Annotated in this window: 23 protein-coding genes; 5 read left to right on the forward strand and 18 right to left on the reverse strand. The window is 67.2% G+C overall.

The genetic code is table 11. The features are described from left to right. Positions 1-25: 25 nt before the first annotated feature. On the reverse strand, positions 26-1,528 hold the full coding sequence (locus tag ACV095_RS19570; RefSeq protein ID WP_018770969.1) for an amino acid permease: 1,503 nt from the start codon (positions 1,526-1,528) through the stop codon (positions 26-28). Between the two features lie 229 nt (positions 1,529-1,757). Between ACV095_RS19570 and ACV095_RS19575 the strand changes: the two genes are divergently transcribed. Then, positions 1,758-2,429: a TetR/AcrR family transcriptional regulator gene (locus ACV095_RS19575; RefSeq protein WP_018770970.1), complete on the forward strand. Its 672-nt coding sequence runs from the start codon at positions 1,758-1,760 to the stop codon at positions 2,427-2,429. 58 nt (positions 2,430-2,487) lie between these two features. After that, positions 2,488-3,324 carry an alpha/beta fold hydrolase gene (locus ACV095_RS19580; protein WP_018770971.1) on the forward strand — a complete coding sequence of 279 codons (837 nt, stop codon included), beginning with the start codon at positions 2,488-2,490 and terminating at the stop codon, positions 3,322-3,324. A gap of 11 nt (positions 3,325-3,335) precedes the next feature. Here the strand turns inward: ACV095_RS19580 and ACV095_RS19585 are convergent, their stop codons facing one another. Next, positions 3,336-4,838, reverse strand: a complete 1,503-nt coding sequence (locus ACV095_RS19585; protein WP_056388398.1) for an MDR family MFS transporter — start codon at positions 4,836-4,838, stop codon at positions 3,336-3,338. Between the two features lie 121 nt (positions 4,839-4,959). Further along, positions 4,960-5,526 carry a type 1 glutamine amidotransferase domain-containing protein gene (locus ACV095_RS19590; protein ID WP_134165307.1) on the reverse strand — a complete coding sequence of 189 codons (567 nt, stop codon included), beginning with the start codon at positions 5,524-5,526 and terminating at the stop codon, positions 4,960-4,962. A 498-nt stretch (positions 5,527-6,024) separates the two neighbouring features. Between ACV095_RS19590 and ACV095_RS19595 the strand changes: the two genes are divergently transcribed. Continuing rightward, positions 6,025-7,659: an HNH endonuclease signature motif containing protein gene (locus tag ACV095_RS19595; protein ID WP_478223483.1), complete on the forward strand. Its 1,635-nt coding sequence runs from the start codon at positions 6,025-6,027 to the stop codon at positions 7,657-7,659. A gap of 73 nt (positions 7,660-7,732) precedes the next feature. On the opposite strand, the gene ACV095_RS19600 is transcribed toward ACV095_RS19595, so the two are convergent. Then, positions 7,733-8,260, reverse strand: a complete 528-nt coding sequence (locus tag ACV095_RS19600; protein WP_134165346.1) for a TetR/AcrR family transcriptional regulator — start codon at positions 8,258-8,260, stop codon at positions 7,733-7,735. Positions 8,261-8,511: 251 nt separating this feature from the next. Here ACV095_RS19600 and ACV095_RS19605 point away from each other — a divergent pair, with 251 nt between their 5' ends. Further along, entirely contained in the window at positions 8,512-8,778 is a 267-nt protein-coding gene (locus ACV095_RS19605; protein ID WP_018770249.1) for a hypothetical protein, read from the forward strand. A 56-nt stretch (positions 8,779-8,834) separates the two neighbouring features. Here ACV095_RS19605 and ACV095_RS19610 read toward each other — a convergent pair whose 3' ends face one another. From ACV095_RS19610 to dacB, 14 genes are all read right to left on the reverse strand, one after another. After that, entirely contained in the window at positions 8,835-9,764 is a 930-nt protein-coding gene (locus ACV095_RS19610) for a 4-phosphopantoate--beta-alanine ligase (protein WP_134165309.1), read from the reverse strand. Next, positions 9,765-10,658: a Rossmann-like and DUF2520 domain-containing protein gene (locus tag ACV095_RS19615; RefSeq protein WP_018770251.1), complete on the reverse strand. Its 894-nt coding sequence runs from the start codon at positions 10,656-10,658 to the stop codon at positions 9,765-9,767. After that, positions 10,651-12,339: a PH domain-containing protein gene (locus tag ACV095_RS19620; RefSeq protein ID WP_478222533.1), complete on the reverse strand. Its 1,689-nt coding sequence runs from the start codon at positions 12,337-12,339 to the stop codon at positions 10,651-10,653. The genes ACV095_RS19615 and ACV095_RS19620 overlap by 8 nt, the downstream gene beginning before the upstream one ends. Further along, positions 12,336-12,848, reverse strand: coding sequence for a PH domain-containing protein (locus ACV095_RS19625; RefSeq protein ID WP_018770253.1), 513 nt, complete (start codon positions 12,846-12,848; stop codon positions 12,336-12,338). Before ACV095_RS19625 ends, ACV095_RS19620 begins: the two co-directional genes overlap by 4 nt. Continuing rightward, positions 12,829-13,377 (reverse strand): DUF3180 domain-containing protein, encoded by a 549-nt coding sequence (locus ACV095_RS19630; RefSeq protein WP_018770254.1) that lies wholly within the window; start codon positions 13,375-13,377, stop codon positions 12,829-12,831. Before ACV095_RS19630 ends, ACV095_RS19625 begins: the two co-directional genes overlap by 20 nt. Further along, positions 13,374-13,919 carry a 2-amino-4-hydroxy-6-hydroxymethyldihydropteridine diphosphokinase gene (folK, locus tag ACV095_RS19635; RefSeq protein WP_018770255.1) on the reverse strand — a complete coding sequence of 182 codons (546 nt, stop codon included), beginning with the start codon at positions 13,917-13,919 and terminating at the stop codon, positions 13,374-13,376. Before folK ends, ACV095_RS19630 begins: the two co-directional genes overlap by 4 nt. Further along, positions 13,916-14,308: a dihydroneopterin aldolase gene (gene folB / locus ACV095_RS19640; protein WP_043425107.1), complete on the reverse strand. Its 393-nt coding sequence runs from the start codon at positions 14,306-14,308 to the stop codon at positions 13,916-13,918. The genes folK and folB overlap by 4 nt, the downstream gene beginning before the upstream one ends. 13 nt (positions 14,309-14,321) lie before the next feature. After that, positions 14,322-15,260, reverse strand: coding sequence for a dihydropteroate synthase (folP, locus tag ACV095_RS19645; protein WP_018770257.1), 939 nt, complete (start codon positions 15,258-15,260; stop codon positions 14,322-14,324). A 9-nt stretch (positions 15,261-15,269) separates the two neighbouring features. After that, a complete protein-coding gene (gene folE / locus ACV095_RS19650) occupies positions 15,270-15,914 on the reverse strand; it encodes a GTP cyclohydrolase I FolE (RefSeq protein ID WP_018770258.1) in 645 nt (214 codons plus the stop codon). Positions 15,915-15,923: 9 nt separating this feature from the next. Next, positions 15,924-17,987: an ATP-dependent zinc metalloprotease FtsH gene (ftsH, locus tag ACV095_RS19655; RefSeq protein WP_478222534.1), complete on the reverse strand. Its 2,064-nt coding sequence runs from the start codon at positions 17,985-17,987 to the stop codon at positions 15,924-15,926. A 221-nt stretch (positions 17,988-18,208) separates the two neighbouring features. Continuing rightward, positions 18,209-18,760 (reverse strand): hypoxanthine phosphoribosyltransferase, encoded by a 552-nt coding sequence (gene hpt, locus ACV095_RS19660; protein WP_018770260.1) that lies wholly within the window; start codon positions 18,758-18,760, stop codon positions 18,209-18,211. Between the two features lie 30 nt (positions 18,761-18,790). Continuing rightward, positions 18,791-19,864: a tRNA lysidine(34) synthetase TilS gene (gene tilS / locus ACV095_RS19665; protein WP_478223484.1), complete on the reverse strand. Its 1,074-nt coding sequence runs from the start codon at positions 19,862-19,864 to the stop codon at positions 18,791-18,793. Positions 19,865-19,975: 111 nt separating this feature from the next. Beyond that, positions 19,976-21,106, reverse strand: coding sequence for a zinc-dependent metalloprotease (locus tag ACV095_RS19670; protein WP_224084497.1), 1,131 nt, complete (start codon positions 21,104-21,106; stop codon positions 19,976-19,978). A gap of 163 nt (positions 21,107-21,269) precedes the next feature. Further along, on the reverse strand, positions 21,270-22,790 hold the full coding sequence (gene dacB, locus ACV095_RS19675; protein ID WP_478222535.1) for a D-alanyl-D-alanine carboxypeptidase/D-alanyl-D-alanine endopeptidase: 1,521 nt from the start codon (positions 22,788-22,790) through the stop codon (positions 21,270-21,272). Between the two features lie 155 nt (positions 22,791-22,945). Between dacB and ACV095_RS19680 the strand changes: the two genes are divergently transcribed. Beyond that, the gene (locus ACV095_RS19680; protein ID WP_018770264.1) at positions 22,946-23,434 is read left to right on the forward strand and encodes an inorganic diphosphatase; all 489 of its coding nucleotides are present in this window, start codon (positions 22,946-22,948) and stop codon (positions 23,432-23,434) included. Positions 23,435-23,499: the final 65 nt, after the last annotated feature.

Raw genomic sequence — 23,499 nt, forward strand, 5'->3', positions numbered from 1 at the left:
TGGTTTTTGGGTGCGGGGCCGCGGGTCAGGCCTTGGCGGCCAGGTTCCTGCTCCGGACCCAGATGCCCAGGAGCAGCACCGCGGTGACCATCAGCGGCGCTGACCAGAGAAGGATGCCGTTCTCGCCTGTGGGGTCGTACACCTCGGGCCGGGGCCATGCCAGGTTGACCACCATGACGCCGCCGTAGAGGACGGCGAGGATGTTGACTGGAAGGCCCCAGCGGCCCAGGGAGAAGAGGCCTGCCGGCATGGTCTGTCCCACCCGGTTCCAGTCGCCGCGGAGGCGGTTGACCAGCTGCGGGACGGTGACCAGGAGGTAGGCGAGGTAGACCATCACGATGCAGACGCTGCACAGGGTGGTGAACAGGGCGGCGTTGCCGACGTTGATGGCCAGCACGGCGACTGCAAGGGCGCCGATCACGATGGAGGGCCACATGGGGGTGCCGCGGGTGGGGTGCACGGAGGAGAGCAGGGCCGACGCCGGGAGCTTGCCGTCGCGGGCCATGGAGAAGACCAGGCGGGAACCGGCGGTCTGGATCGCCAGGGTGCAGACGAAGATGGCGATGGCGACATCCACCAGCAGGACCTTGCCCCAGAAGGTGCCCAGGACCGCGGTGAGGACGTAGGGCAGGCCTTCGGTGGCGAGGCGGCCGTCGTCGAGGCTGGGCGCTGCCATGAGGGCGGTGATGATCATCAGCGCGCCGCCGATGCCGGAGATGAGGAGGGCGGAAAGGATGGTCCGGGGTGCGGTGCGGCGCGGGTCCTTGGTTTCCTCGGACAGTTCACCGGCGGAGTTGAAGCCCACCATGACGTAGGCGGCCATCAGCCCCGAGACCAGGAAGGCTCCCACGGCGCCCAGGTCCGATCCCTGCAGCACGGTGGTGTCCGCAACCACGTTGGGTCCGCGCTGGGCGGCACTGACGAGGGCCAGGATGACGGCAGCGACGCCCACGATCTCGCAGGTGACACCCACGGAGTTGACGTGGGCCATCAGCTTCACGCCCAGGGAGTTGATGATGGTGGTGGCGACCAGGAGGACGGCGCCGAGGACCACGGCGTTGGAAGCGCCGGTCACCGTGTTGAGCGCGGAGTCGCCGCCCACCACCTGGAAACCGTCCCAGAGCTGGGGCAGGACCACCTGCAGGGCGATTGCGGCAGCAGCTGCGGTGACCACCTGTGCGATCGCCATGAACCAGCCGGCGAACCAGCCTACGCCTTCCCCGCCCACGCGCCGCGCCCACTGGTAGACGGCACCGGACAAGGGGTAGCGGGCCGCAAGTTCGGCGAAGTTCAGGGCCACGAGCAGCTGGCCCACCAGCACTACGGGCCAGGTCCAGAAGAAGGCCGGCCCGGCGAAGGAGTAGCCGAACGCGAAGAGCTGGAAGATGGTGGTGAGGATGGAAACGAAGGAGAAGCCTGCGGCAAACGAAGCGTAGCGGCCGAGCTTCCGGTGGAGGGTGGGCTGGTAGCCAAGGGACGTCAGGTCTGCATCGTCCTGGTGGACGGTAGGGAGAACGGTTGATGTCATCGGGAATCTCCGGGGCTGGAAAGGGATCTTGGGGGCGAAGCCTCCCGGCACTGCAGCGCTCGGCCGAAGGCTGCGGATTACCGGTCACTTGATAGTTTTCCAGCGGGATGTCCCCAAACAGTTTCGCCTCTGTAAAAGGCGGATAGACATCCTGTTTCCGGCAGATTTCCGTCCCCTCACAACGTCCGGGCGTCATTTCCGCCGCGCCTGGCAATGCAAGAATGGGGCCGTGACTTCAGCCGGACCGGGACGCCCCCGCCACCAGCAGCCCTCGCGGCCAGGTGCCACCGCCCGCGATGAAATCCTGGACGCCGCGGCGGAGCTTTTCACCACCCAGGGCTTTGCCAGCACCTCCACCCGGTCCATCGCGGACGCGGTGGGCATCCGGCAGTCGTCCCTGTACCACCACTTCAAAACCAAGGACGACATCCTCGAGGACCTCCTCGAGGGGACGGTGTCCGGTGGGCTGACGTTCGCACGCTCGGTGGCCGCGCTTCCTGCCGACGCACCTGGAACCGAAAGTCCGGCTGGAAGCCGGCTGCACGCCGTCGCGCTTTATGACGGCACCCAACTGTGCAGCGCCCGGTGGAACCTTGGCGTGCTGTACCACCTGCCCGAGGTCCGGAGCACCCGCTTTGCCCGGTTCCTCAACAACCGCCAGGAACTCAGGCGGCTCTACGGGGAACTGGGCGCCGGGTTGTCAGCCTCCCCGCACGGACCCGACGGCGGCGACTTCACCTTCCGCCTGGTCGAATCCCTGATCTACCTCCGCGCGGACGGCGCGGCCAACGCCGAATCGGCACTGCAGGCCGCCGACGCCGGGCTGATCCTGTGCGGGCTTGGGGACCGGCTGCCGGCCATCCGCGCCGCGAGCCAGGCCATCATCGACCGCCTTGCCTGACCTCCGGGCCGCCGGTGGCCGGGATGCCCCGCCCGGCTTGCTCGGCTAGGCTCGGAACATGACGCGAGAGAACATCAGGACCCCCGACGGCGGCACTGTGGAGCTCTTCTCCACCGGCGCTGAGCTTGCTTCTGCCGGTTCGGGCGTGGTGGTTGTGCCGCCTTCCATGGTGACCGCCGCGGATTACACCAAGTTCGCCCAGAAACTGAGCGCCTCCCTGGGCCGCCCCGTACACACCTTCAACCGGCGCGGCCGCGGATCCTCGTCACCGCAGCCCGAGGACTACACGCTGGACGTGGACATCCGGGACCTGGACACGGTGATGAAGCACACCTCCAGCACGGACGTCTTTGGGCACAGTTTCGGCGGCGCCGTCGCACTGCACGCGGCCCGGACCCTTCCGGTGGAACGGCTGGCCGTCTACGACCCCGCGGTCTCGGTGAACGGCAGCGTCACGGCCGACTGGATCGTGGAGTACGAGCGTGCCATCGCCGCAGGAGACCATGACCGCGCCCTCGCCGTGATCCAGCGCGGGCTGGAAGCCGGCGGCTCCTTCTCATCGCGCATGCCGCTGTCCATGCTGACCCTGGCCAACAAACTGACCGCCGGCACCACCGAGGGCAAGCAGCAGCGCGAGCTGATGCGCACCGGAGTCCGCGAGATCAAAGCCATCATTGCCGCCGACATGCCGGCCGAACCGTTCCAGGCGCTCCCCCTGGAGACGCTGATCGTGGTGGGCGAAAAGAGCCCCGCCTACTTCGGCATCGCCTGCGGCCAGATCCACGACGTGCTTTCCGGCTCCAGCTACACCATCCTGCCCGGGCTGGGCCACGACGGCGCCATCAAGGCCCCGGACAGGCTGATCAAGGAACTGAGCGACTTCTTCGCCGGCTAGCGCGGCCTGGGCTAATGTCCTGCGCCGTGGCCCGCGCCGGCGCCTTCGGTCTTGCGCATCATCGCTGAAAGCACGACGGCGGCAAGGGCTATGACGGTTGCCGTCAGGAAGGCGGCGCTCATCCCGGCGACGAGTCCCGACGTCGCGCTCACAACCGCGAAGATTGACACCAGCAGCGCCGTTCCAGCGGCACCGGCCACCTGCTGGGTGGTGCTCATGATAGCGGAGCCGTGCGAGTAAAGGTGCGGCGGGAGCGGGTTGAGCCCGGTGGTGAAGGCGGGGGTAAACAGCAGCGCGAGGCCGAAACTCAGCCCAACGTGCAAGGTGACGATCCACCACACCGCTGTTCCGGCGTCGAGCATTGAAAACTGCCAGAGGGTCACCACCATCAGGACGGACCCGGTAATGGTGAGCGGCAGCGGACCCACCTTGTCGAACGCCCGGCCGATGACCGGGCCCAGCAGGCCCATGGCCAGGCCGCCGGGGAGCAATGCCAGGCCGGTTTCCAGCGACCCCAGGCCCCGGACCTGCTGGAGGTAGAGCGGCAGCAGGATGACGCCGCCGAACAGGGCCATCATGGCCACCACCATCAGCAGCACGGAGACGGTGAACATCCGGAACTTGAAGGCGCGCAGGTCCAGCAGCGGCGCGGCTGCTTTCTGGAGGCGCACCTGGCGGAGGACGAAAACCGTCAGGGCGGCCACCCCGATGACCAGGGCTGCGATGGCGCCGGCACTGGGGCCGGCCTGGCCGCCATGGCCGCCGCCGATCTGGCTGAGCCCGTAGACCAGGCCGCCAAAGGCCGGGACGGTAAGGATGACGGACAGCACATCCAGCCTGGCCTTTTCAGGCTTCCCCACATTGGTGAGGTATTTGGCGCCGATGGCCAGCGCCGCCAGGGCAACCGGCAGCACGAAGACGAACATGAAGCGCCAGGTGAAATGCTCCAGGATCAGGCCGGACACTGTGGGACCCATTGCGGGTGCCACAGAGATGGCAATGCTCACGTTGCCCATGACGGCGCCGCGCTTGGCCAGCGGGACCAGGGTGAGGATGGTGGTCATCAGCAGCGGCAGCATGATGGCGGTGCCGCCGGCCTGGACAATGCGCGCCAGGAGCAGGACCTCGAACCCGGGAGCCACCGCCGCAAGCGCCGTTCCACCCGCGAACAGGCCCATGGCCAGCATGAAGACGGCGCGCGTGGACAGGCTCTGGAGGATGAAGCCGGTAGTGGGGATCACCACCGCCATGGTTAGCATGAACCCCGTGGATAGCCACTGGACCGTGGGAGCGTCCACGCGAAGGTCCACCATGAGCCGCTGCAGGGCGACGTTCATGATGGTCTCGTTGAGGATCACCACGAATGTCGCCACCAGCAGCGTGCTGATGATGGTTACCGATTCACGGGACATCTTCTCCGGCGCTGCGGACTGGGTTCCTTCGCGGGTTTCAGCGCGTATTCCTTCGCCCTGAACGGGCTTGCCGCTGGCGTTCGGAGAGACTTCGGTAGACATGGGTGTTCCCTCAGGGGTTTTTGGAAGTGATGCACGGCCGGCGCCGCTGCAGATGCAAACACTCTACCCGCTGGAGTAATTCCTCCATACGGGTTTTTCAACCCTGAGGGAACATTGGGGGTCAGGCGGTCTGGCCCGCGTGCTGGCCTTCGGAGATCTCTTCCACCAGCTTGTTGTTGAAGGCCGGGAGGTCGTCCGGGTTCCGGCTGGTCACCAGGCCCTGGTCCACCACCACTTCCTGGTCCGTCCAGTTGGCGCCGGCGTTCTTCAGGTCGGTTTCAAGCGTGAAGTAGGACGTGACGTTCCGGCCCCTGATGACTCCCGCCTCGATCAGCAGCCAGGGTCCGTGGCAGATGGATGCCACGGGCTTGTGCTGTTCAAAGAAGCTGCGCGTGAAGCTCTGGGCATCCTTGTCCACCCGCAGGTGGTCCGCGTTGACGACGCCCCCGGGAAGCACCAGGGCGTCAAAGTCCGTGGCATTCGCCTCTGCCACGGTGAGGTCGACGTCGAAGGTGTCGCCCTTCTCGGTGCCGTTGTAGCCCTGCAGCTTGCCGCTCTTGGGTGCCACCAGGGTGGGCTCGCCGCCGGCATCCTTCACTGCCTGCCAGGGGCTGGTGAGCTCCACCTGCTCCACGCCGTCAGTGAGCAGGAATGCCACCTTCTTGCCTGCGATGCTGTGCTCTGACATTGATCCTCCTCATGCTTGCGGTTGCACGCTTTTGGCGCACAGGTCCCGCTTCGAGAGTTGTTTGCCTGACGCTTTCCAGCCTAGGAAAGTTGAAAGTCATAAGCAAGCTGACTATTTACTTTCCGGGGTACGTGCTTTGTTCGGTACGGCGGCTGCGGGCCGGCAAGGACGACGGCGGCACGGGGCTGCACGCTGACGGGTTGTCTGCGGGCCTTTCGGGTTCCTTCTGCGCACGGCAAAGGGAGCTGCGAGTCCTGCGGATTGTGCCTCGGCGCCCTTTTCGCTGCGGATATCTTTTGGCGCTGCGCATCTTCCCTTTCGCGCGGCATATTTGGGGTGCGAAAAGGAATGCGCGTGTCGACAAGGCGTACGACGGCGGCACGGGGCTGGCACGCTCGCGGCACCTTGGCTGCGGCTGACGTTGGGGTACGGGCAGGAGCCTGGGGGCAGGGCTGGTCGGCAGGTCTGATTGTCAGTGCCTCGCTGGATGATGTTTCCATGGGAATCGGCACGGGTGTTGGGGTGGTTTTGGAGGGTGTTTCTGCCTCTGTTGCTGCCCTCGGTGCGCTGGACCGTGAGGATCATTTCCTTGCCGCCGGGTCCGGTGTTGGCGCTGATGTCGATGAGCTGCAGCGGCGGTATGAGCTCCGGCTGGAACGGCTGGAGGCAGTCTCCCGGGTCGAGGCTCAGCTCGCGGCGGTGAAGGCCCGTGACGCGGCAGAAGCGGTCGAGATCCAGCAGGCACTGCTTGCCCCCGACGCCCCGGTGGATGAGCGCATGTTTTCGGAGATGTCAACGGTGGAGGAGATCGCCGGTGTCCTGACCGTCAGTTCCGCGGCCGCGGGTGCTTTGGTGGAACAGTCCCGCCGGGTGTGTTCCCTGCCGCCGATGATGGCTGCCCTGTCAGCCGGTGACCTGTCGTGGCAGCATGCCAGGATTGTCGCCGATGAAACCGAGGGGCTCACCCCTGACGGGGCTGCTGCCTTGGTGGCGCACTTCTTCGACCCCGACGCCCCCAACCCCGCCCGCGGCGCCGCGCCCGGTGAACTTGTCCCTGCCCGGTTCCGCGCCAAGGTCCGCGCCTGGCGGGAACGCCACCACCCCGAAACCCTCGAAAAACGCCACGCCAAAGGCGTCACGGACCGGCGGATGGAATACACCCCCGACCGCGACGGCATGGCCTGGCTCTCGCTCTACCTCCCCGGCGACACCGCCTGCGCCATCTGGAACCGCACCACCGCCACCGCCCGCGGCCTGCAGGGCCCTGACGAGCCCCGCACCCTCACCCAACTCCGCCCCGACATCGCAGCATCACTCCTCCTCGGCGCAGGAACCACCACGGCCACGGGTGAGGCTGCTGTGGGTGGGGCTGCACGGGCTACAGGTGATACGGCGGGAACGGGCGCAGGCAGCGTTTCCGGCACAGGGAGCACTGGTGATGTTGGCAAGGTCCCCACCCCGCGGGCCGATGTCCTGGTCACCGTCCCGGTCTTCGCCCTGCTCGGCCTCACCGATGAGCCGGCGGTGCTGGACGGCCTTGGCCCGATCCCGGCGTCGATGGCGCGGAGGCTTGTCGCGGACGGGGCGGAGTCGTTCTACCGCGTCCTGGTCGACCCCCGCGACGGGGCACCCCTGGAGATCGGACGCACCCGCTACCGGCTCCCCGAAACCATCAAACAATGGATCCGCATGCGGGACGGAAAATGCACCTTCCCCGGCTGCAGCAACCACACCCCCGACAACCACACCGACCACCTCACCGCCTGGGAACACGGCGGCAGAACAGCCGTCCGGAACCTGGCCCAGCTATGCCCAAAACATCACCGTTTGAAGCACGCCCGCACCTGGACCCCCGACCCCGCCACCAACAACGGACCGCCCGGCTGGACCTCACCCACAGGCCGCCACTACAACCCCGAACACCAAGACCCCCAACCAACCCACTGGCCACAATGGCCCATGCCCGCTGCTGCAACCCCGGGTGGAGATCCCGGCCCGGAGCACCCACAGTGGGAACCAGACGACGACACCTTCATAGACCTCAACGATCTGTCACCGGAAGACCCCCTCTGGGCAGACTTCTACACCACGCCATTCGCGCCCTTTCCGGACCGCGTTGGCGCCGGGCAGTAGTAACTGTGGCGCCGGAGCAATGCATCGCGTCGTACCTTATGCCTCGCCTCGGACGCCTATCTGGCGTCGGGCGCTATGCCCGGTGGTGCTCGATGAGCCAGCGCGCCATCTGTTGGGCGCGCTGGGCGGCCTGGAGGTCACCCTCGGTGGCTGAAGTTATGGAGCCCTTCATCAGGATGTGCCAGGAACGCGAAAATTCCTCCGGTCGGGCCAAACCGGCTTCCTCCGCCAGCCCCCGGACGTGCCCGCGGACCTTCGCCAGGTAGTCGATGCTCGCCTGGCCCAGGGGGTGGGAGGGCCCCATCTCCAGCAGGACATTGATAAAGGCACTGCCTTCGAAATCGTCCTGCTGGAACCAGTCGCCCAGGACGTCGAAGATCGCCAATAGTTGCTCAACGGGAGTGCTTCCCTTGCCGCGGGCCTTGGAAATGATGCTGTCCTCCGTCCACTGCTTATCCCGCCGTTCCAGGAAGGCCAGGACCAGCGAATCCTTGGATGGGAAATGCCGGTAGAAAGTCGCCTTCGCTACACCCGAACGCTCGATGAGCTCGTTGACGCCCACAGCCCGGATCCCCCGGCGCGAGAAGAGCTCGTACGCCACGGACAGGATCCGTTCCTCCGGGCTCGACTGGCCGCTCGGCGAAGCCGGCGCCGCTGGGAGTGGCACTGGCGATTCCGGCCCTGACGATGCTGGGGACGATGAATTTTCGGGCTCCGGATTCGTCACGTCCATGGGGTAATTCTGTCATGAGACAGACTTGTCTTCCCCGTTGTAATGTTTGTCCTACGTGCAGTGCATTCGAACGTCGCGGTGGTTCCCCGGCCACTGCAGCTTGATGCAAGGAGGCCACTATGACCGTAGAGCGGTCGGTCCAAGGCGTGCCATCGGCTCCCGAGCCGTGGATCCCCAGTGATACTCCTGTGGAGATCCGCCAGTTCGCCATCGAATCCCTGCGCTGGCAGGCGCAGGAGATTATCGACGAACAGCTTTCCAGCACGGATCCGGCCGAAGAACTCTCCAGGGCACGGCTTCGACAGTTCGTTGCACGCAACCCCGGCCGTCCGGAAAAAGCACTCCTGGAACAGCTGATGGCCAGCGAGGACGGGCTTGCCCCTTAACCCGCCATCCTCGTTCCCGGCGCTTCAGCCCGGCTGGAGGCCAGTGAAACAAGAAGTCAGGAACTGAGCGGCATATTGTCGATCAGCCGCACCGGGCCAACCTTGGCGGCGATGAGCGCCAGGGCCTCACCCCGGAAGGGAGTCTCGCGGCAGTTCTCGGCCAACGGTTCAAGGGTTCCCGGATCCACTACCTCGAAGTAGTCCAGTTCCACCAGTGGCTGGGACCTCACAAGCGCCAGCGCGGAGTCCAGGTCCAGCGGCTCATGCGCGTTTGCCCGCTCCTCCAGCAGCCGCAGGGCCCTGGACAGAACAAGCGCGGCATCCCGCTCGGCGTCGGACAGGAAGCGGTTGCGGCTGGACAACGCCAAGCCGTCCTCCGCCCTGACCGTGGGCACGCCGACGATCTCGACCGGAAAGTTCAGGTCGGCAGCCATCCGCCGGACCAGGGCCAGCTGTTGTGCGTCCTTCTGCCCAAAGTAGGCCCGGTACGCCGGCAGGCCGCCTGCTTGTGAAGCCCCGTCAGTGGAACCGGAAGGAAGGCCCGCTGCCGGCATTCCGTAGTGCAGCAGTTTTGCCACAACGGTCAGGGCGCCGTCGAAGTGTCCGGGCCGGGAAGCGCCCTCCCACTTCTCCCCCAGGCGGCCGGAGGTAATCCGGACCAACGGCTCCCCACCGGGGTAAACCTCCTCCACGGACGGCGCGAACACCAGGTCAACACCCTGTTCCTCCAGCAGCGCAAGGTCGGCGTCCAGCGTCCTGGGATAGCGGTCCAGGTCCACAGCGTCGCCGAACTGCAGGGGGTTGACGAAGATGCTGGCCACCACAACGTCATTGTGCTCGACGGCGGTGCGCGCCAGAGCGGCATGGCCTTCGTGGAGTGCGCCCATGGTGGGCACCAGGCCCTGCGAGGTCCCGCGCCTGGCGCCAAGGAGCCTGGCGCTTTCCGCGTGCAGTTCGTGAACGGTTTTGACGAGTTGAATGGACATTCAGTCCTCCTTTGGATCGAGGGCCTCGTGCAGCCCCTTCAGCTGGTCAGGTTTCAGCAGTCCACGTCCTTCTGCCCTGAGGGCAGTGGCCCGCGCCATCGCAAGGTAGGCCTCAAGCACATCACCGTGCCCGCCGCCATCGAACTCCCGCAAAGCCTCCGCATGGGCACGGACCGTCCCCACGTCCCCGCGGGCCACCGGGCCGGTCAGCGCAGACTCCCCTGAGGCCAGCGCGTTTTCCAGCGTGGCCCTCAGCAGCGGACCAAGCATGCGTTCGGGCGCCTCCACGCCAACCTCCCGCAGGAGCTGCGACGCCTGCGCCACCAGGGTCACCAAATGGTTGGAGCCGTGCGCCAGGGCAGCGTGGTAAAGCGTCCGGTCCGCCTCGGCGATTGCAACCGGTTCCGCCCCCATCTCCACTACCAGCGCCTGGGCGATGGGCAGCATGGCGGCATCGGCCGTCACCCCGAAGGTGCAGTCCAGCAGCCGGGTGAGGTCCAGGCTCATTCCGGTGAAAGTCATGGCCGGGTGCAGCGCCAATGGAATGGCACCGGCGGCGCGGACGGGATGCAGCACGCCGACGCCGAACCGACCGGAAGTGTGTGCCACAAGCTGGCCGGGCTGCCATGCCCCAAGCTTCGCCAGGCCCTCCACCAGGCCCGGGAGGGCGTCATCCGGCACTGCCAGCAACACCAGTTCCGCGCGCTCAACGATGTCCTGCACTTCCAGGATGGGCACGCCGGGCAGCAGCGCTTCAGCCCGTTCCCGGCTTGCGTCGGACACCGCCGACACCCCGACGACGGCGTGCTCGGCTGCGCGCAAAGCCGCGCCAAGCACGGCTCCCACCTTGCCGGCACCGATGATTCCGACGCCGAGGCGTCCGGGCTTAGCCATGCTGCTGGCCTTCCTGTTGGTGGTGGGTGCGGGTTTCGCCGGCCGCCGCCTGGGACATCGGCGCGGCAGGGGTCGGCCCGGCAGGCAATTGCACGCCCAATTGCATGCCACCCGGCAGCGTGGGCGCAACTGCCGGAACAACCTGCAGCAACCATTGTTCGGTGGTTTGCCGCTTCCGGGCCAGCCGTGCGCGTGCTGACTGGTCGTCGAAGAGTTGCCTGGCTTCGTCCAGCCCGGCCTGCCTCAGGCGCGGCACAACCGGCCCGGCGGTTGTATGCAGGACCAGGTCCGCCACCCGGAACCGGCGTGCCAGGGGCCCCTGGTGCAGGGCCAGCGACTGGGTCCGCTGATGGGGAACCAGCACCAGCTCACGCCACCACCGCCCGGAACGGATCAGGAGGGCCGTGTCCGTTGACTTGAACCCGTTCCGGCGCCACGCGAGGGGCGCCAGCAGCCGGGCCCGGCGCGGCGTGGTGACGAATCCGCCGTCGGAATCCCTGCCTGCAAGCCCGGCGGTGAACACCAGCTCCGGCCGGTCCGTCGCGAGGTCCGGCAGGACCAGCGACAGCATTGCCATGACGTCGGCAAGCTTGCCGACGGGCAGGAGGATGGTCCTGGTGTTGCCCTCGACGGCGTTGCCGGAAACCCCGTAGCCGGCCGCATTCACCTGCATCCGATACCAGCCGAACGGCCGCCACAGCGGAGGCTGGGCGATTTTCACCGCCTGGATCCGGCCGGGCGGAAGCGTCTGCGCCTGGGTGTCCAGCAGCCCGTACCGCAGCCGGATGCCGTCGGGCGAAACCGCTGCGGTGAAGTTGAATCCCTTGTTGAAATAGTTCCAGTAGCCGGCGGCAAGGCCCAGGGCCGCGGGCACCAGGTAGAAGTAGAACGCGCGGTTGTCCGTCAGTGCCGACAGAACCACCGACGCAATGCCGCCCACCACAATGAAGACGCTTTGCTCGCTGAGGATCAGCGATCCGAGAAGGCGCGACGGCGGCACGGCGAGGACAGTGATTTCCGGCGCCTCGGGTGCGGGTTGGGGAAAGCGTCCCGGCCCCGCAGAATCCCCGGAAAAACCATCCGGGGCGGAACCAGCGCCGGCACCGGTATGGGAACCGGCGCTGGAGACTGCTCCGGAAGCCTGCGCCAGGATGGTGGCACGAAGCTGGCGGGCGTCATCGATCTTCAGGTAGGCCAGGCGCACCGCTGATTCGCCGGCGTCGGCCACCTCGAATTTGAGTTCGGCCAGTCCGAAGATCCGGGCCAGCAGGGGCTGCACGATGTCAATGGCCTGCACCCGGTCCAGCCGTGCCTGCCGGTGCTGGCGGAAGATGAGCCCGCTGTTGACCCGGACGTAGCCGCCGGATACCTGGTACTTGGTGAAGTACCAGGTGAGCACGAATCCCAGCACCGCCACGGCCAGCACCACGGCCCCGCCGCCCAGCAGCCATGGTGCGCGCCTGGCGAACCCCTCCTCGAACACGGGCTGGCCCTGCAGTGTCCGCTCGAAGAGGTCCCGGCCGAAGAAGAACGTGATGGCTGCCAGGGCAACCCAGCCGCGGACGAACGGCGAGGCGGGATGTACGCGCAGCCATTCGCCGTCGGGCGTTCCGTTGGTTTGCGGCCCGGCTGCAGCAGGCGGAACCGCTGCCTGCCCGGGCAGCTGGCCGTCAGTGGTCACAGCCCTGCCAGCCTGGCTTCGCCGCGGGCGGCCAGCTGTTCCCGGAGCCGTGCGCCCTCCGCTGCCGGCAGGCCGGGGATGCGTGCGTTCGTTCCGGGTGACGCGGTGTGCAGCTTCACGGTGCACAGGCCCAGCGCGCGTTCCACGGGTCCGACGCCGATGTCCACGTACTGCATGCGGCCGTAGGGGACGGCCATGGTGCGCTGGAAGAAGATCCCGCCCCGGATCAGCAGGTCCTCGTCGCGCTCGGCGTAGCCGATGGCCCTGACCTGCCGCGGAATGAGCACCAGCCGCCACAGGGCAGCCAGGAGCGTGGCAGACGGAACAGTGATGGCGAGCCACAGCGGCGGCCACCGCCACCAGCCCAGGAGGACAAACAGCAGCGGAGCGGCCAGGACCACTACGGTGACAAGGTTGGCCACAGCCCATTCCACCAGGCGGACTGTGATGTATTTCGGTGAAACCCGCTGCCAGGCGATACCCGGCGGGTCAATCGCCTCGGTATGCATATTCGCCTTCCCCGGCGGCTTCCCCGCGGGCAGGGCGGCCCTTCTTCCCGTCGAGGCTGTTGGCGTCGCCGTCCTCCGGGGGGATCTTGCAGAAGCGCTCCACGAGGAGCCCCACCACGATCATCACCAGGCCGCCGCCGGCCATGGCCAGGGCCAGCCAGGTGATGCCCTGGTCGCTGCGCAGGCTCCAGATCCGCAGCTGGTCCAGGAAGATGCCCACGTGCCAGCCCAGGAGCACCGTTCCAGCGTAGGCGCAGGCCTGTGCCAGAATCAGCGTCCGCGCGGCCAGAAGGGGGTCCAGCTGAGTCTTCCTGGCCGTGCTGTTGGGCTTGAGGCTGTTACGCCACCGCAGCACCCGGATACCCAGAATCAGCGTGATGGCAACAATGACGCCCATGGTGGCCAGTGCTGTGGCGGGCAGGACAGGCGTGGCCATGCTGTACCGGCTGGTGACTACCGTGGCTGACCAGCCCGCCACGGCGAGGATCACGCAGATCAGCAGGAGGCGCAGCGGGTTGATCGGCTTCATCGCTCCTCCACCGCTCCCGCCGTGGGCATGCCGTCAAAGTCGCCGAACCCGTCGAACGGCGACAGGTCCTTGAAATCCTCTGCCCGGGCTGCCAGGGCGCTGATCCGTTCGCCGTCCAGCGTGGCGGCTGGTTCGATAAGCGACCAGGGGTAGAGGACGAAAGCCCGCGACGCGGCGCGCGGGTGCGGCAGGGTCAGCGCAGGATCATCGCTGCGGAGGTCACCGTAGGTGATGATGTCGACGTCGAGCGTCCGCGGCCCCCAGTGGACCTCGCGGACGCGGTGGTGCTTGTTCTCCACCGCCTGGCAGTGTTCCAGCAGTTCCTGCGGGCTCAGGCTGGTTTCCACCGTGATGACCATGTTCAGGAAGTCCGGCTGCCCGGCCGGGCCGCCTACGGCTTTGGTCTGGACTATGGGTGAAACGGCAAGGAGCCGGACCTCCGGCGGATCCACCAGGTCCCCCACGGCCTCGGTCAAGGTCTCGTTCCGTTCACCAAGGTTGCTGCCCAGGGCCAGCACGGCCTTGGTATAGGTCCCGTTCACGTCTGCACCCCGGAGCCGTCCTGGCCAGCGGGGACCAGTGCCCGGTGGACGGTGACAGCCACGTCCCCGAAAGGAACCGCGATGGGAGCCTGTGGCTTGTGCACGGTGATGTCCACGGCCTGGAGCTTGAATTCGGACAGGAGGCTGTCGGCGATCCGCACCGCGAGTGCCTCGATGAGGTTGAGGGGCTCACCGGAGATCCAGTCGGTGATACGCTGCGCCACCTCGCCGTAGTGCGCGGTGTCCCGGACATCGTCGGACTTTGCCGCTTCGGTGAAGTCCAGGTGGAGCACTGCGTCCACCACGAAAGGCTGGCCCTCCCGGCGTTCGAAATCAAAGACGCCGTGATGGCCGACGGCGGTCACTCCGGTCAGCGTAATCCTGTCCATGGGTCCCCCGGCCCTATTGGTTTTTGGGTACGGCTTGTGCCGTGGATGCTGCGGCCATGCGTGCAGCCACCTTGACGGCGTCAAGGCTGGACCCCACCTCGTGCACGCGGACGGCCCAGGCCCCGCGGTAGGCGCTGATGGCTGTGATCGCCGCTGTGGCCCCGTCCCGTTCCTCCGGGGCGGCGGACTTGCCGGCCACCGTGAGCAGGGTGCCGAGGAAGCGCTTGCGGGAAGCGCCCACCAGGACCTTGTGGCCCAGGCTGTCCAGCTGGTCCAGGTTCTGCAGCAGTTCCCAGTTCTGGGCGTCATTCTTGGCGAACCCCAGGCCGGGGTCGATGATGATCTGTTCCTGGCTGACACCGGCGGCGTAGAGCTTGTCGCGGACTCCTGCCAGCTCGGCCACCACTTCACCGGCAACGTCCGTGTACTCGGCGAGGGAGTTCATGGTACGGGCGTCCCCACGGCGGTGGGTGAGGACGTACGGCACCTTGGAGGCCGCCACGAACTCGGCCATTTCGGGCTCGATGCTCAGGCCGGAGATGTCGTTGATGATAGCTGCGCCGGCTTTTACCGCCGCTGCCGCCGTCGAGGCATGCGTTGTGTCGATGCTGACCAGTGCGCCGGCCTTCACCAGGGCCTCGATCACCGGCAGGACGCGGCGCTGTTCTTCTTCCGGGCTGACGTCGTCAGCGCCGGGCCGGGTGGATTCGCCGCCGACGTCGATGATGTCCGCACCCGCGTAAAACATCCGCAGGCCGGCGGCGATGGCGGTGTCCGCCGTGGCGTGCTTCCCGCCGTCGCTGAAGGAATCGGGGGTGACGTTGAGGATTCCCATGACCAGGGTGCGGTCGGTGGGCAGGCCTTCGAAGCGCGCGGCCGGGCGGGGCTTGCGCAGGATGGGCAGCGGGGAGGTTGCGGGCCCCGTTCCAGGGGCTGCAGCGAGTGAATCCATGGTCTGTAGTTACCTTCCGAGGATGAGGCTCATGGCTTCGGCACGGGTGGCCGGGTCATGAAGCTGCCCGCGGACCGCACTGGTGACGGTCTTCGCTCCGGGCTTGCGGATACCGCGCATCGACATGCACATGTGTTCGCATTCAACGACCACGATGGCGCCACGGGGCTTGAGGTAGCGGACCATCGCTTCGACGATTTCAGTGGTGAGGCGCTCCTGCACCTGCGGGCGGCGGGCGTAGATGTCCACCAGGCGGGCCAGCTTGCTCAGCCCGGTGACCTTGCCGTCGTGGGACGGAATGTACCCCACGTGGGCCACCCCGTGGAACGGCACCAGGTGGTGCTCGCAGGTGGAGTAGAACGGGATGTCCTTGACCAGGACCAGTTCCTCATGGTCCAGGTCGAAGGTGGTGGACAGCACGTCAGCAGGATCGTGGTGCAGTCCCGCGAAGACCTCGGCGTACGCCTTCGCAACCCGCTTCGGGGTGTCGCGCAGGCCGCCGCGGTCCGGGTCCTCGCCAATGGCAAGGAGGATCTCGCGGACGGCCGCCTCGATCCTCGGCCGGTCCACCTTTTCGCGTTTCGAATGGTGGGATCCGTCCTCCGCCAGGTGTACGGCGGAGGCGGGAACGTCGTCGTCGTCGAAAGAAGTCACAGGGAAAGCTTAGCCGCGAAGGGTGTCAGGCCCCGAGTCGGAGGTGCCTCCGTGAAACGGAGCGTCCTCCGGAACGCCCTGCGAGTGCGGCGGCTGGGCGTCCAAAGGCTCGTCCAGCCGGGCCTTCTTTGCCTCTTCCTGCGCCTCGCGTTCCGCCCTTTCCTGGCGGGACTCCACGGGGCCTGACATCTGGACAGGACGGGTTTCCTTGGACAGCCACACTTCGCGGAAGTCGCGCTTGCGCACGTCGCGGAAGATGTCGGCAATCTCGGACTGGTTGAGGGTTTCGCGCTCCAGCAGCTCAAGGGCCAGGATGTCCAGGATGTCGCGGTTCTCGGTAAGGATCTCGTAAGCCTCGTCGTGGGCCTGCTCGATCAGCCGGCGCACTTCCTCGTCCACCACGTAGGCGATCTGGTCCGAGTAGTTGCGCTCGTGGCCGGCGTCGCGGCCCAGGAAGGGTTCGCCGCCGCCCTGGCCCAGGCGGACAGCGCCGACGCGTTCGCTCATGCCGTACTCGGTGACCATCTTGCGGGCAGTGCCGGTGGCCTTCTCGATGTCGTTGGAGGCGCCGGTGGAAGGGTCGTGGAACACGATCTCCTCGGCAACGCGCCCGCCCATGGCGTAGGCCATCTGGTCGAGGAGTTCGTTGCGGGTGATGGAGTATTTGTCGTTTTCGGGGACCACCATGGTGTAGCCCAGGGCCCGGCCGCGCGGAAGGATGGTGATCTTGGTGACCGGAGCCGAGTTCCGCAGGGCTGCCGCCACCAGGGCGTGGCCGCCTTCGTGGTAGGCGGTGATCTTGCGCTCGTGTTCCTTCATGACGCGGCTGCGCTTCTGCGGGCCGGCCATGACGCGGTCAATGGCCTCGTCCAGGGCGCGGTCGTCAATCAGGTTGGCGTTGGAGCGCGCGGTGAGCAGTGCGGCCTCGTTGAGGACGTTGGCAAGGTCTGCGCCGGTGTAGCCGGGCGTCTTCTTCGCCACACCCTTCAGGTCGACGCCGGGCGCCATCGGTTTGCCCTTGGCGTGCACCTGCAGGATCTGGTCGCGGCCAATGAGGTCCGGCGCCTCCACCGAAACCTGGCGGTCGAAACGGCCGGGGCGCAGCAGTGCCGGGTCCAGGACGTCGGGCCGGTTGGTGGCGGCGATGAGGATCACGTTGGTTTTGACGTCGAAGCCGTCCATCTCCACCAGCAACTGGTTGAGGGTCTGCTCGCGTTCGTCGTTGCCGCCGCCGATGCCTGCACCGCGGTGGCGGCCAACGGCGTCGATCTCGTCCACGAAGATGATGGCGGGCGAGTTGGCCTTGGCCTGTTCAAAGAGGTCGCGGACGCGGGATGCGCCGACGCCGACGAACATTTCCACGAAGTCCGAGCCCGAGATGGAGAAGAAGGGGACGCCGGCCTCACCGGCCACTGCGCGGGCCAGCAGCGTCTTGCCGGTGCCGGGCGGGCCGTACAGCAGCACGCCCTTGGGGATCTTGGCGCCAACGGCCTGGAACTTGGCAGGCTCCTGCAGGAATTCCTTGATCTCCTGCAGTTCCTCGACGGCCTCGTCCGCGCCTGCGACGTCGGCGAAGGTCACCTGCGGCATGTCCTTGCTGACCATCTTGGCCTTGGACTTGCCGAACTGCATGATCTTGGAGCCGCCGCCCTGCATCCGGGTCATCAGGAACCAGAAGAGGGCACCCAGCAGGATGACGGGGATCAGGAGGGAGAGCAGGCCGGAGAACCAGTTGCTTTCAATCGGCTGGTCGGTGAAGCCCTGGGCCGGCTTGGCGTCGGTGACAGCCTTCACCACGTCCTGTGCGCGGGCGTCAACGAAGAAGAACTGGACGCTCTTGCCTTTGTCCTGCCCGTCCACCTGCAGGTTGTCCTTCAGCGTGAGGTCAACGCGGTTCTCGCCGTCGAAGATCTTGGCCTGCTCCACCTTGTTGGCGGAGAGCAGTTCCAGGCCCTTGTCCGTATCGATGCGGGCGGCACCGCCGGGGGCGAGCGTTGCAAAGGCCACCAGGAGCAGACCGACCACAACGACGATCCAGATGCCCGGGCCTTTGAAGAAGTTCTTAGCTTTCATCTGTTCGGGGGCTGGCCCCGTCCCTTCCGGTAGTGCTTCACGGCGAGTAGTCTGCGCGCGTGATGGTGCTGCGTCAGCTTCTAGCTATACACCGTCCGGAGTACATCACGCATAGCGAAAAGCAAAAGTTCCCTGTGGGCGTAGCAGTGCCGGGACAGCCCAGGAGTTGCCCACATGGCGCGGTTTTACCGGAGTACGGCGGCGGAGTGTGCGGCCGCCGCTTACTCGTAGACGTGCGGGGCCAGGGTGCCCACGAAGTCAAGGTTGCGGTACTTTTCGGCGTAGTCCAGGCCGTAACCCACCACGAACTCGTTGGGGATGTCATAACCGACGTACTTGACGTCGATTTCCACCTTGGCGGCTGTGGGTTTGCGGAACGCCGTGCAGATCTCCACGGACGCGGTGCCGCGGGACTCCAGATTGGTCTTGAGCCAGGACAGGGTGAGGCCGGAGTCGATGATGTCCTCGACGATCAGCACGTCCTTGCCCATCAGGTCGGTGTCCAGATCCTTCAGGATGCGTACCACGCCCGAGGACTGGGTGCCCGAACCGTAGGAGGACACTGCCATCCAGTCCATGGAGATGTGGCTGTGGAGTGCGCGGGCAAGGTCAGCCATGACCATGACGGCGCCCTTGAGCACGCCCACCAGGAGGATCTCGCGCCCTTCGTAGTCCTTGTCGATCTGCGCAGCGAGCTCCGTGATCCGCTGCTGGATCTGCTCCTTGGTGTAGAGAACGTGCTTGAGATCTGCCTGGACGTCGTTTGAATCCACCAATGGCTCCTGTTTAGATGCGGGGTGCGACTATTTTGCGGGCGGTTTTTGGGACCGGAATACTAGCTTCCCACAGCGCGCCCGTTCGCGGGGAACAGAACCGGGGCCGCCCTGGGCACCCGGCACGCCGGCGTCCTTTGATCCCTCCAGCTGTGCCAGCGACAGCCGGTACACGCTGACGCCGCCGGGAAGCTCCACCGGACCCGCCGAACCCTGGCGCCGCAGCAGCGCTTCCGCCGCCAAAAGGCGCTGGTAGCTGGGCTGCTGGCCGCCGACGTCGGCCGCTGCCTTGGCGATCACGCGGAACCTGATGGCCGGGGCCAGGGCACGCAACGCCTCCTCGGGCAGCGCCAGTGCGCCGCCGTCCCGCTCCACCAGGGAGGCGAAGGTGCTTTCCGCCACAGCCTCCAGGTAGTCGGCGTCAAGCTGCAGGATGGCGGCGGTCCGGGCCAGGGATTCGGCAACCCCGGGGCCCAGGTTCTCCTCGAGGTGCGGAAGGACCTCCACGCGGGTCCGGGAGCGTGCAAAGGCGGGATCGGCGTTGGTGGGATCGTGCCAGGGATCCAGGTCCTCCACCGCGCAGATCTCCTCGGTGTCCGCCCTGCGCAGGCCGAGGAACGGGCGCAGCAGGACACTGTTTCCGGCGCCTGCCCGGGACGGCCGCATGCCCGCGAGCGAGCGGGAGCCGGAGCCCCGGGCCAGGCCCAGCAGTACCTGCTCCGCCTGGTCGTCGAGCGTGTGGCCCAGCAGGATGGCGCCGGCGCCCTGTCCCGCCGCGGCGGCTTCGAGCGCGGCGTGCCGGGCTTCGCGTGCGGCGGCCTCTGGGCCCATACCGGCACCAGCCACCGTGACCGTGCGGATCTCAACCGGTGAAAGGCCCAGCTCCTCCAGGGTCTTGGCGGTGCGCGCGGCAATGTCGCCGGACCCCTCCTGCAGCTGGTGGTCCACCACCACGGCTCCCACGGTCATTGGGCGTCCGTCCACATGCCCGCGCCGGGCAAAATACGCAGCGACGGCGGCCAGCGCCAGGGAATCGGGGCCTCCGCTGCACGCCACGACGACGTGGCCGGGATATCCGGCATCGGCGAGCGCGTTTTGCAGCATCCTGCGCGCAGTCCCGACGACGGGCGCGAGCCTTCCGGGCCGGCGCCGTCCGCTGCGTGGCCCGGCGGTGCCGGCAGGCCACTCAGTCCCGGGTACAGGTGTGTCCGTCAATCAGTGACCCATCCGCTCAAGCCACAGCTTGGCGTCGTGGATTTCGGGCTCGGTAGGCAGGTGGTCCACGGACTCCCAGACTTTGTTGAAGCCGTCCATTCCGGCCACGTCCACCACGGCCCGGACGAAGCGGGCGCCGTCGGAGTACTGGCGCATCTTGGCGTCCAGGCCCAGGAGGCTGCGGATGAACTTCTCGATCACGCCCCGGTCCTTGCCGCGGTCGTTGAACCGCTGCCGGATGGTCTTCACGGACGGGACGATGCTGGCGTCGACGGCGTCCATCACCACGTTGGCGTGCCCTTCGAGGAGGCTCATGACGGCGGTGAGGTGCGAGATGGCGGCCTTTTCCTCCGGATCCTGCAGCAGGTCCAGGATTGCGCCGCGGCCGGGAGTGTTTCCGGTGGCGGAGCGGTCCTTCAGGGAGCGGGCAGCAGCGGTGGCGCGCTCCATCAGGGTGTCGACGTTGCCCAGCAGGTGGCCGCTGAGTTCGTCGATTTGTTCCAGCATGTGGTGCCGCAGCCAGGGGGCGGCCGCAAACTGGACACGGTGGGTTTGCTCGTGCAGGCAGACCCAGAGCCGGAAGTCCTCGGGCGTGACGTTGAGTTCCCGTTCCACCGACACGATGTTGGGGGCCACCAGCAGGAGCCGGCCGGCCGCGGGAGCCGTGGAGTTTTCTGCCAGCGCCGCGAAGGGATCGTACTGGCCCAGGACCTTGCTGGACAGGAAGGCAAGCACGGCGCCCAACTGACCGCCGGTGATGGCGCCGCTGACCTGGGCGGCAGCGGGGCTGAGGCTTCCGCGGCGGCTGTCCAGCATCTTCTGCATTGCGGGTTTGAGCATCACCGCGAAACTCTGCGTGTTGGCTTTGGCCCAGGACGCTCGGTCCACCACCAGCACCGAGGAATCGCGAAGGTCGCGCGCCGCCTCCAGGCCGGTGATGTCGTGCACGTGCGGAACGGAAGCGTCCGCCAGCCGTCGAAGGCTGTCCACCGCTTCCCCGATGGCCTTTTCATCGAGCTCCGGCCCGGCGGGAGCCAGCCGCGCTGCGGCAGACGCAGCGAGGTCCCAGTTGATCAGGGACTGGGCTGTTGGGGACAACGTCGATGCGGATTCGCGCGCAGTGGACTCCATGGTTCCCATCAGAACACAGCAGGATGGGGATCGTCCTTAAGTTCGCTGACCGGCGAACTTGCACAGCCCCGGCACAGGAGGCCAGAAGCGCCGTCCCAGTCCAGGCCGGCACGTTGGAAGTGCAGGAAGAATCCCCCCTCATGGAGTACCAATGGCAGCCGTGCTAGCGGCAGCCGCAGCCTGCCAGCGCCGTGGCGGCCCGGTCCAGGGCTTCCTTGTTGCCGGCCGCGCCCGGGGTCAGGCCGTTGCCGATGAAGGAGAAGACCAGGAGCCGCCCGTCGGAGTCCACCACATATCCGCTCAGCGCCAGAACGGTGTTCAGTGTCCCGGTCTTGGCGCGAACCAGGCCGGCACCGCCGGACGTGGTGGCATCCCCGTAGCGGGTGTCCAGGGTTCCTGACAGGCCACCAACCGGAAAGCCGTCCAGGGCGGCCCGCAGCCTGGTGTCGGCGCCGGTGGTGATGGCCCGCACCACGTCAGTGAACTGGCGGGCCGCAACCTGGTTGCCCATGGCCAGCCCGCACACATCCACCAGCTTCACGGCGTCAGAGGGGATGCCCGCTGCCGCGAGTTCGGCCGCGACCACGGCCGTGGCACCGTCATTGCTTCCGGGCCGGCCGGTGGCCAACGCGGCCATCCGGCCCATGGTTTCGGCAAGGTAATTGTCAGATACCTGCAGCATCAGGTTCACCTGCTCAGCCACGGTGGCCGATTGGACGGCCGCCAGGGCTGGGGCGGCGGCTTGGGACGCGCCGGGTGAGCGTTCGACGCCGGCCGCCACGGTGAGGCCGGCCCCGGCACCTGCCGCACGGAGCCGGGCCGCGAACTCCTCCGCGGCGGTTATGGCGGAATCCTGGGGCCGGGGGCCGGTGGTGACGGCGGGGTCGAAGCGTGCAGAGTTGAGGGCCAGGGGGTACAGCGGCGCTATTTCGCCCGCCTCCACGTCGCCGCTCTGCCAGGCCGGATTCAACGCCGCGCCGGTGAAGAGGGAGTCATCCACCACTACCTTGATGTCTCCCGTGGTTCCGGCGGCCTGCAGGGCCTGCACCGTAAGGGCGGCAAGGGTGGCAAGGCCGGCGTGGCCCATAACCTGGTCCGGCTTCGACTCCCCGGCGGCCAGGAGGACGTCGCCGCCGCCCACCAGCACCACCTGCCCGGCGGCGGGGCCCGGCACCACCTTGGTGGCGAAGCGGTGGCCCGGCCCCAGGGTGCGCAGTGCGGCCACCGCCGTCAGCAGTTTAAGGTTCGACGCCGGCACCCGGCTTTCCGCGCCGCCCCGGTCAAAGAGGACCTGGCCCGTGAGCGCGTCCTGCACCATGCCGGTGAAGGTACCGCCGCCGTCGGCCTTCAATGCCGGGTCCACCTGGGCTGCCACCGCTGACGGAAGGGGCACTGGGGCGGACTGCTGAAGCGGGGCGAGCGCCTGCGGGGCGTACAGGGTGGCGGGGGCCTGCTGCCAGGCTGGAGGCGCCGGGGCGGGCTGGGGAGCCGCACCAAAGAACCCTGGGCCCAGGAATCCGGGGGCCACCAGCAGGGCTCCCGGGAGGGCGAGGACAAGCAGGATCAAGGCCGCCAGGGCCAGCGGCCAGGGCTTGCGCGGCCCTACCGCGGGGGTCCGGCCAGGGCTGCCGGGGCGCCCGGACCGGTGCGCGCGCAACGGTTCCTGGCCGGTTGTTTTGGTCATGCTGGTGCTGGTCCTCAAGTCCTGAAATTTCCCCACAAGTTCCTGATTCCAGGGCCTCTCGCTATATCCTCAATAGTAGTCGGCGGCACCGACACTCTTTTTTGTGGGCCCGTCAAGTGTGCCGCGCACCCCCTGCAATTGCCGAGGAGCATTCCATGAAGCACGACGTGACCATCGAGATCCCCAAGGGATCGCGCGTCAAGTACGAAGTTGACCACGAGACCGGCCGTGTCCGCCTGGACCGCGTCCTCTTCACCTCAATGCAGTACCCCACGCACTACGGGTACTTCGAAAACACCCTCGGCGAGGACGGCGACCCGCTGGACGCGCTGGTGCTCCTGCAGGACTTCGACCTGCACCCCGGCGTCATCGTCGAGTCCCGCCCCATCGGTGTCTTCAACATGACGGACGACGGCGGCGGGGACGCCAAGATCCTCTGCGTCCCCGTGGATGCCCGCTTTGACCACATCCAGGAAGTCAGCGACGTCAACGAATTCCTGATCAAGGAGATCGAGCACTTCTTCACCCGCTACAAGGACCTGGAGCCCGGCAAGTGGGTCAAGGCCGAGGGCTGGGGCGACCGCGCCGCGGCCGAAGCCGAGCTGGAAGCCTCCATCAAGCGTTACGTGCCCGCGTCGCACTAGTTCCACGTCGCACTGGTTCCACCGGCGCACTGGTTCCACCGGCCCCCGCCTTAGGGCGGCCAGGC

Source organism: Arthrobacter sp. JDC6, assembly GCF_056484025.1.

Excerpts from the sequence above, each read along its gene's own strand:
- ftsH (WP_478222534.1), bottom strand. The coding sequence starts at position 17,987 with ATGAAAGCTAAGAACTTCTTCAAAGGCCCGGGCATCTGGATCGTCGTT.
- folP (WP_018770257.1), bottom strand. The coding sequence starts at position 15,260 with ATGGATTCACTCGCTGCAGCCCCTGGAACGGGGCCCGCAACCTCCCCG.
- ACV095_RS19680 (WP_018770264.1), top strand. The coding sequence starts at position 22,946 with ATGAAGCACGACGTGACCATCGAGATCCCCAAGGGATCGCGCGTCAAG.
- ACV095_RS19625 (WP_018770253.1), bottom strand. The coding sequence starts at position 12,848 with ATGCATACCGAGGCGATTGACCCGCCGGGTATCGCCTGGCAGCGGGTT.
- ACV095_RS19590 (WP_134165307.1), bottom strand. The coding sequence starts at position 5,526 with ATGTCAGAGCACAGCATCGCAGGCAAGAAGGTGGCATTCCTGCTCACT.
- ACV095_RS19610 (WP_134165309.1), bottom strand. The coding sequence starts at position 9,764 with ATGTCCATTCAACTCGTCAAAACCGTTCACGAACTGCACGCGGAAAGC.
- ACV095_RS19595 (WP_478223483.1), top strand. The coding sequence starts at position 6,025 with ATGGGAATCGGCACGGGTGTTGGGGTGGTTTTGGAGGGTGTTTCTGCC.
- ACV095_RS19670 (WP_224084497.1), bottom strand. The coding sequence starts at position 21,106 with ATGGAGTCCACTGCGCGCGAATCCGCATCGACGTTGTCCCCAACAGCC.
- dacB (WP_478222535.1), bottom strand. The coding sequence starts at position 22,790 with ATGACCAAAACAACCGGCCAGGAACCGTTGCGCGCGCACCGGTCCGGG.
- ACV095_RS19605 (WP_018770249.1), top strand. The coding sequence starts at position 8,512 with ATGACCGTAGAGCGGTCGGTCCAAGGCGTGCCATCGGCTCCCGAGCCG.
- tilS (WP_478223484.1), bottom strand. The coding sequence starts at position 19,864 with ATGCTGCAAAACGCGCTCGCCGATGCCGGATATCCCGGCCACGTCGTC.
- ACV095_RS19570 (WP_018770969.1), bottom strand. The coding sequence starts at position 1,528 with ATGACATCAACCGTTCTCCCTACCGTCCACCAGGACGATGCAGACCTG.
- ACV095_RS19580 (WP_018770971.1), top strand. The coding sequence starts at position 2,488 with ATGACGCGAGAGAACATCAGGACCCCCGACGGCGGCACTGTGGAGCTC.
- ACV095_RS19630 (WP_018770254.1), bottom strand. The coding sequence starts at position 13,377 with ATGAAGCCGATCAACCCGCTGCGCCTCCTGCTGATCTGCGTGATCCTC.
- folB (WP_043425107.1), bottom strand. The coding sequence starts at position 14,308 with ATGGACAGGATTACGCTGACCGGAGTGACCGCCGTCGGCCATCACGGC.
- ACV095_RS19615 (WP_018770251.1), bottom strand. The coding sequence starts at position 10,658 with ATGGCTAAGCCCGGACGCCTCGGCGTCGGAATCATCGGTGCCGGCAAG.
- ACV095_RS19585 (WP_056388398.1), bottom strand. The coding sequence starts at position 4,838 with ATGTCTACCGAAGTCTCTCCGAACGCCAGCGGCAAGCCCGTTCAGGGC.